This window comes from Flavobacterium sp. ENC, from assembly GCF_020991415.1.
Taxonomy (GTDB): domain Bacteria; phylum Bacteroidota; class Bacteroidia; order Flavobacteriales; family Flavobacteriaceae; genus Flavobacterium.
In genome coordinates this window covers 164,640-170,787 of the sequence record NZ_JAJMOY010000007.1, presented here as the reverse complement: position 1 = coordinate 170,787, position 6,148 = coordinate 164,640, and the positions used below count along the sequence as shown (strand labels likewise).

Below are 6,148 nucleotides of genomic sequence, written 5' to 3'. Positions count from 1 at the left end.
CCTCATCTCTTTATACTTTCTTACCAATCTTTCAATGAACTTCCCATGTTTTGCGGGGTGCAAATGTAACATCCGTTTTCAAATCTCACAAGCTTTTTGGAATCTTTTTTTGAAAATAAATTTTCTCTTCGATTCGTATGCCTGTCAGTATTTCCTGGAACGTTTGTCGCTGTTGCGGGTGCAAAAGTAGGCTCTTTATTTACATTTCCAAGCCTTTTTATTATATAATTTCAACCTTTTTTAAAACTTTTTCTTAACTCTCTGATAACAGAGTTTTTACAAATTAAACAATTTTTTATTTTGTAGGAAAATTCAGGAGGCTATTGCGCTTTTCTTATTTTAAGCTTTTAACAAGGTGCCATTTTTAAGGATTTCACTAAATGATACTTTTAAATTCAGCATCTTCATTGGTTCACGCAAAGGCGCAAAGTTTTTCTTCTTACGGAATATCCTTTTTAAAAACTACCGCCCTAACCCCGATGGAAGTGGAAATCTTTTTGCTTGTGGGTGGTTTGCAGAAAAGACACCTTTAAATTCGGCACTATCATTGGTTCACGCAAAGGCGCAGAGGCGCTAAGTTTCTCTCCTTACGGAATATCTCTTTTGAAAACTACTGCCCTAGCCCCGATGGAAGTGGAAATCCTTTTGCTTTTTGCAGACAAAAAGCAAAAGATTGCAACGGACAGCGGGAAATAGCTCCTAATTAAATTCCAAATTCCAAAGGCTTCGAATTCTTTGAGACGGACACGATAATTGCTGTATACCTTATATATAATGTATAAAAAAGAACCCGACAGGTTTGGAAAACTGTCGGGTTGTAAAAATGAAATCATTCCTTATATATAGGAGATACTATTTTTTGTTTACTGCTTTGGCTTTTGATTCCCAGTAGTTCATAAGATCATCGTAGTTTACGGGATTGGCCGGTTTCTGATTCACCAGTCGGCCGGATTCGAATCCTCTTAGAAGAATTGTTTCTATGAGGTAGTCTTCGTTGGATTCATAGGGTTTGTATTCGGCTTTTAAACTGATGTCAAATAAATTGGCAGTGGTATTTGATACAAAGGCTTTGAAACCACTTTTTAATGTGCGAATGAGCTCATAGGTGGTAATACCGGTCTGTCGATGGACGAGCTTTACCAGAATTTGTCCTTGTTTTCGGGAAAGCTTCTTTAGCCTTGCTTCAAACTCATTATTAAGGTAGTCTTCTACAATCTTAAAATACTTTTTCTTTTCACGATTGGTTTTTAGTCGTGCCATTCCCTGATTTAATGCCGTCAGTCTGTCGGCAGCTAATTTCGCGTACGGATACACTTTGTAAACCCGGTTTTGAAGAATCAGAAACTGCTTTTGTGCTTCGGGATCTAATTTCTCTTTGGAAATAATAATCTCAGGCAATTCAATTGTATCGTTTAGAATTGAATCCTGTTCGGTTAGTGTATAACCCATTTCCTGATTTTGTTTAGGCGTAACTTGTGCCTGACTGGTAAACGAAATCATTATAAAGAATAAAATGCAGTAGGTAAATCTCATTGAATCATAATTTAAGTGTAAAATTATATATTTATATACAACTCTGATACCAAATTTATAAATTAGCAAAAAAATATTTTTATGAGTACAGCATCTATCTTAAAAGATACCTCAATTGCTTTCCTGGAAAGCTACCTAAATAACGCCTCCCCTACCGGCTACGAAAGCGAAGGGCAAAAACTCTGGATGAATTATTTGAAACCTTATGTAGACACTTTTATTACGGACACTTACGGAACGGCCGTGGGAGTTATCAACCCGGATGCCCCTTTTAAAGTGGTTATTGAAGGTCATGCCGATGAAATTTCATGGTATGTGAATTACATTACTGACGATGGTTTATTATATGTAATACGAAATGGTGGTTCTGATCATCAGATTGCACCATCGAAAAGGGTTCACATTCATACCAAAAAAGGGATTGTAAAAGGTGTTTTCGGCTGGCCGGCAATTCATACGCGTCTGCGTGATAAGGAAGAGTCACCGAAAATCAGCAATATTTTTATTGATTTAGGTTGTGAAACGAAAGAACAGGTGGAAGCAATGGGTGTTCACGTGGGTTGTGTGATTACATATCCGGACGAATTTATGATTCTGAACGAAAATAAATTTGTTTGTCGTGCCATTGATAACAGAATGGGTGGTTTTATGATTGCTGAAGTGGCCCGTTTACTTCATGAAAATAAGAAAAAATTACCTTTTGGTTTGTATATCGTAAATTCAGTTCAGGAAGAAATTGGTTTACGTGGTGCTGAAATGATCGCACATACCATTAAACCAAACGTTGCCATCGTAACGGATGTATGCCACGACACGACAACCCCTATGATTGATAAAAAAGTGGAAGGCGATCTTAAAATGGGGAAAGGCCCTGTTATTGCTTACGCTCCGGCAGTACAAAACAAATTGCGTGATTTAATTGTGGATACTGCCGTGGAAAATAAAATACCTTTCCAGCGTCATGCCACTTCGCGTGCAACAGGAACTGATACGGATGCTTTTGCTTACAGTAACGGTGGTGTAGCTTCGGCATTGATTTCTCTTCCGCTGCGCTATATGCATACTACTGTTGAAATGGTTCACAGAGAAGATGTGGAAAATGTGATTCAGTTGATTTATGAATCATTGCTGAAAATTGAAAACAATGAAACTTTTTCTTATTTCAAATAATAAAAAAATAAAAAACGTTACTTCGGTTATTTGATTATCGTATTGAATAACCGAATTGACCAATACAAAACGGCATGAAGATTTTATTACTCGAAGACGATTTTACCTTATCTAAAGAAATCTCAGCGTTCTTTACTTCAAAGGAATTCGAGTGTTTTCCTTTTTACGATGGTTCTTTATTATTGAAAAAATATAGTCCCCACGATTATGATTTAATAATCCTGGATATTAATGTTCCGGGAATAAACGGCATCGAGGTGTGCAAAGGTATCCGGGCAACAGATAAAAAAACTCCCATCATTATGCTGACCGCTTTTAGCGAAATTGAAGATAAATTAGCTTCTTTTGACAATGGTGCAGATGATTATCTGGTCAAGCCTTTTCATTTTGAAGAGCTGTACGCAAGAATATCCTCTTTATTAAGGCGAAAGGAAATTCCGCAACACGTTGAAAGTAAAATCATGATTCAGGATTTGGAAATTCTGGAAGAAGAGATGAAAGTGTTTCGCTCGGGAGAAGAAATCAAACTGACACCAAAAGAGTTTAAGCTGATTCTAATTCTGGCACATGCCAAAGGAAAGGTTTTATCGAAACAGTTTATTGCAGAAAAACTCTGGGATTATCACATCGAAACCAATCAGAATACGATTGAAGTTTATATTAATTTTTTGCGAAAGAAAATTGATAAAGACCATGAAACAAAACTGATCCGAACCAAAATTGGTTACGGTTATTATTTAAGCGATCAGGAATGACATTAAAAAACAGGATATCACTTTTAGTCAGTTTATTGTTTACAATCCTTTTTGGGTTGGCTTCTACCGTGATATTCATTTTATATTCCAATTACAGAAAAGAAGAATTCCGTGACCGATTGGAAATTAAGGCGCTTTCCAACATTAAGCTTTTGGTAAATGTGAAGCAGATCGACAATCAGCTTTTGAAAATCATTGATCAGAACTCTATCAATAAACTATACGATGAAAAGACGTTAGTTTTCGATTCTAACTATAAACTTATCTATAGCAGTATTGACGATGCAAAGATCAACTGGTCCGTTGCCGATCTGAAATATTTAAAGAAAAACAAAACCTTCTTTAAGCAACAGGGAGATTATGAAGTTTATGGCGTCTTTTATGATACAAATGATAAAGATTTTTATGCCCTGATCTCCGCAACAGATGATTATGGAAAAAAGAAATTACTATTTCTACGCTATACCTTAATTATATCCTATATCTTTTTCACCTGTGTATGTTGGATAGCGACTTCTTTTGCTGTCAGAAAAATAATGAATCCGCTTAATGCTTTTCATCAGAAGATAAAAAACATAAACGAAAATAATCTCGATACCCGTGTCGAAACAAAAAGCAGTAAAAATGAAATTGACCTGATTGCAAATGAATTTAATTTCATGATGGACCGCATTGAGGTTTCGTATCAGAAACAAAAAGAATTTACAGCGCATGCTTCTCACGAACTTAGGACTCCCCTGTCCCGAATTACTTCCCAAATAGAGAATGTAGCCGCAGACCGTAAAACAAGCCCTGACAGTAAATCATTCTTAAAAACTATCTTATCGGATGTCAACCAATTAACGGAACTGATTAATTCTTTACTGATTTTATCGAAAATCGACACTCAGAACCACGAAAACAATGAAGTACATCGCATGGATGAAATTCTGTTTGCTGCGATCGAAAATCTGAACAAAAGCTTTCCTGAATTCGTCATTTTATTTGAAATAGAAGAAAGTGAAAACCTCGATACTGCATTAGAAATAAAAGGCAATAAAAACTTGCTTGAAATCGCTTTGGGCAATGTTCTAAAAAATGCCTGTGTTTATTCCGATAACAAACAGGCAAAGGTGAAAATAAGCTCAGATGACAAAAACCTGATTATCTCGATTTCCAATACAGGAACTACCTTAAGTGAAGAAGAGCAAAAAAACCTTTTTCAGCCGTTTATGCGCGGCAAAAATTCAAAAGGAACGACGGGATTTGGCCTGGGTTTAAGAATTGTTCAGCGTATATTAACATTGCACAAAGCAACAATAAACTATTCTGTATCAGATATTAACACGAATTTATTTCAGTTGTTTTTTAATTTGTAAGTATTTTTAAGCTAATTTTAAGGTAGATTTTAAGCCCTCTTAAAGCTTGCCGATAGCATATTTGTACAAATTAAAAATGATACAATGAGAAAACTATGTGCATTATTACTACTTGTATTGTTCAATCAGGTAGTATTGGCTCAAAATACAGTTACACTTCAGGACTGTGAAAGCCAATTTCTAAAAAAAAATCTCTTTTTGTTAGCGTCTCAATACAATATTGATGCGTCGAAAGCACTGACCATTCAGGCGCGTATCTGGGATAATCCGACTATTACAGCAGAACTAAATGCTTATAACCCCGAAAGAAATCAATACTTTGATATTGGGAAAGAAGGTCAGAAAGCATTTGGTATCGAGCAATTGATTTATTTGGGCGGAAAAAAACGCAATGAAATAAAATTAGCACAGACCAATGAAAAACTGGCAGAATTACAATTTAATGACCTGTTACGAACACTAAAATTGCAATTGCGTAAAAGTTTTTTCACCGTTTATTACAATACGAAAAGTCTTGAAACTACCGACAGGCAGCTTGCTCACATTGAAGATTTAATTAATTCCTATTCGATTCAGGCGCAAAAAGGAAATGTTCCTTTGCGGGATGTTGTTCGTCTGCAATCCTTGTTTTTAAACTTCAAAAATGAACGTATGGAAGTCGTTAACAGCAATATCGAGGAGCAGGCAAACCTGAAACTGTTATTAAATACCACTGAAAATGTTGTTCCAAATGTTTCGGGTGATGAATTTAACAAATACACAAAAACAATTCCTTTTGATCTTCAAAGTTTTGAAGCTGACGCTATTGCCAATCGTCCTGATTATTTAGTCAAACAAAAAGATATTGAAGCAAACGAACTGAATGTGAAATGGCAAAAATCGCTCTCAATTCCTGATATAACTGTGGGAGCAACTTATGATCAGCGAAGCGGCGCTTTTAACAAAGAGGCGAATCTTACGCTCGGAATTCCATTGCCTTTATGGAACAAAAACAAAGGAAATATCAAATATGCACAAACGATTTTAGAGCAGTCAAAAATAGAAAAGCAAAATTTTGACCTGCAATTGCAGACTGAAATCACTGCTGCCTGGAACAAATGGGACGAGTCACGAAAAAATTACATTGTGATAAAACCAACGGTGAACTCTGATTTTGAAGCGGTTTACAACGGTATCCTGACCAATTTCCAAAAGCGAAACATTAGCTTACTTGAATTTACTGATTTTATGGAAAGCTATAATCAAGCCGCTGTTCAGGTAAATGAACTGAAGAAAAAAGTGGTGCTTTCCGGCGAAGAATTAAATAGTACAATCAACAAAGACTTATTCTAA

General features: G+C 35.8%; 5 protein-coding genes. 4 read left to right on the top strand and 1 reads right to left on the bottom strand.

What is annotated here, in order from left to right; genetic code table 11:
* Window positions 1-852: 852 nt before the first annotated feature.
* Entirely contained in the window at window positions 853-1,533 is a 681-nt protein-coding gene (locus tag LPB89_RS17985) for a DUF4294 domain-containing protein (protein ID WP_230703071.1), read from the bottom strand.
* Window positions 1,534-1,614: 81 nt separating this feature from the next.
* Here LPB89_RS17985 and LPB89_RS17980 point away from each other — a divergent pair, with 81 nt between their 5' ends.
* The 4 genes from LPB89_RS17980 to LPB89_RS17965 all read left to right on the top strand — a co-directional run bounded on the left by LPB89_RS17980 (window position 1,615) and on the right by LPB89_RS17965 (window position 6,148).
* Complete coding sequence (locus LPB89_RS17980) at window positions 1,615-2,703, top strand: M42 family metallopeptidase (RefSeq protein WP_127336348.1); 1,089 nt, start codon at window positions 1,615-1,617, stop codon at window positions 2,701-2,703.
* A 74-nt stretch (window positions 2,704-2,777) separates the two neighbouring features.
* The gene (locus tag LPB89_RS17975) at window positions 2,778-3,458 is read left to right on the top strand and encodes a response regulator transcription factor (RefSeq protein ID WP_230703070.1); all 681 of its coding nucleotides are present in this window, start codon (window positions 2,778-2,780) and stop codon (window positions 3,456-3,458) included.
* Complete coding sequence (locus LPB89_RS17970; RefSeq protein ID WP_230703069.1) at window positions 3,455-4,816, top strand: HAMP domain-containing sensor histidine kinase; 1,362 nt, start codon at window positions 3,455-3,457, stop codon at window positions 4,814-4,816. The genes LPB89_RS17975 and LPB89_RS17970 overlap by 4 nt, the downstream gene beginning before the upstream one ends.
* A gap of 84 nt (window positions 4,817-4,900) precedes the next feature.
* The gene (locus LPB89_RS17965; protein WP_230703068.1) at window positions 4,901-6,148 is read left to right on the top strand and encodes a TolC family protein; all 1,248 of its coding nucleotides are present in this window, start codon (window positions 4,901-4,903) and stop codon (window positions 6,146-6,148) included.

What these genes read in the sequence shown, in the direction of transcription:
- LPB89_RS17985 (WP_230703071.1), bottom strand. Translation starts at nt 1,533, where the DNA reads ATGAGATTTACCTACTGCATTTTATTCTTTATAATGATTTCGTTTACC.
- LPB89_RS17980 (WP_127336348.1), top strand. Translation starts at nt 1,615, where the DNA reads ATGAGTACAGCATCTATCTTAAAAGATACCTCAATTGCTTTCCTGGAA.
- LPB89_RS17975 (WP_230703070.1), top strand. Translation starts at nt 2,778, where the DNA reads ATGAAGATTTTATTACTCGAAGACGATTTTACCTTATCTAAAGAAATC.
- LPB89_RS17970 (WP_230703069.1), top strand. Translation starts at nt 3,455, where the DNA reads ATGACATTAAAAAACAGGATATCACTTTTAGTCAGTTTATTGTTTACA.
- LPB89_RS17965 (WP_230703068.1), top strand. Translation starts at nt 4,901, where the DNA reads ATGAGAAAACTATGTGCATTATTACTACTTGTATTGTTCAATCAGGTA.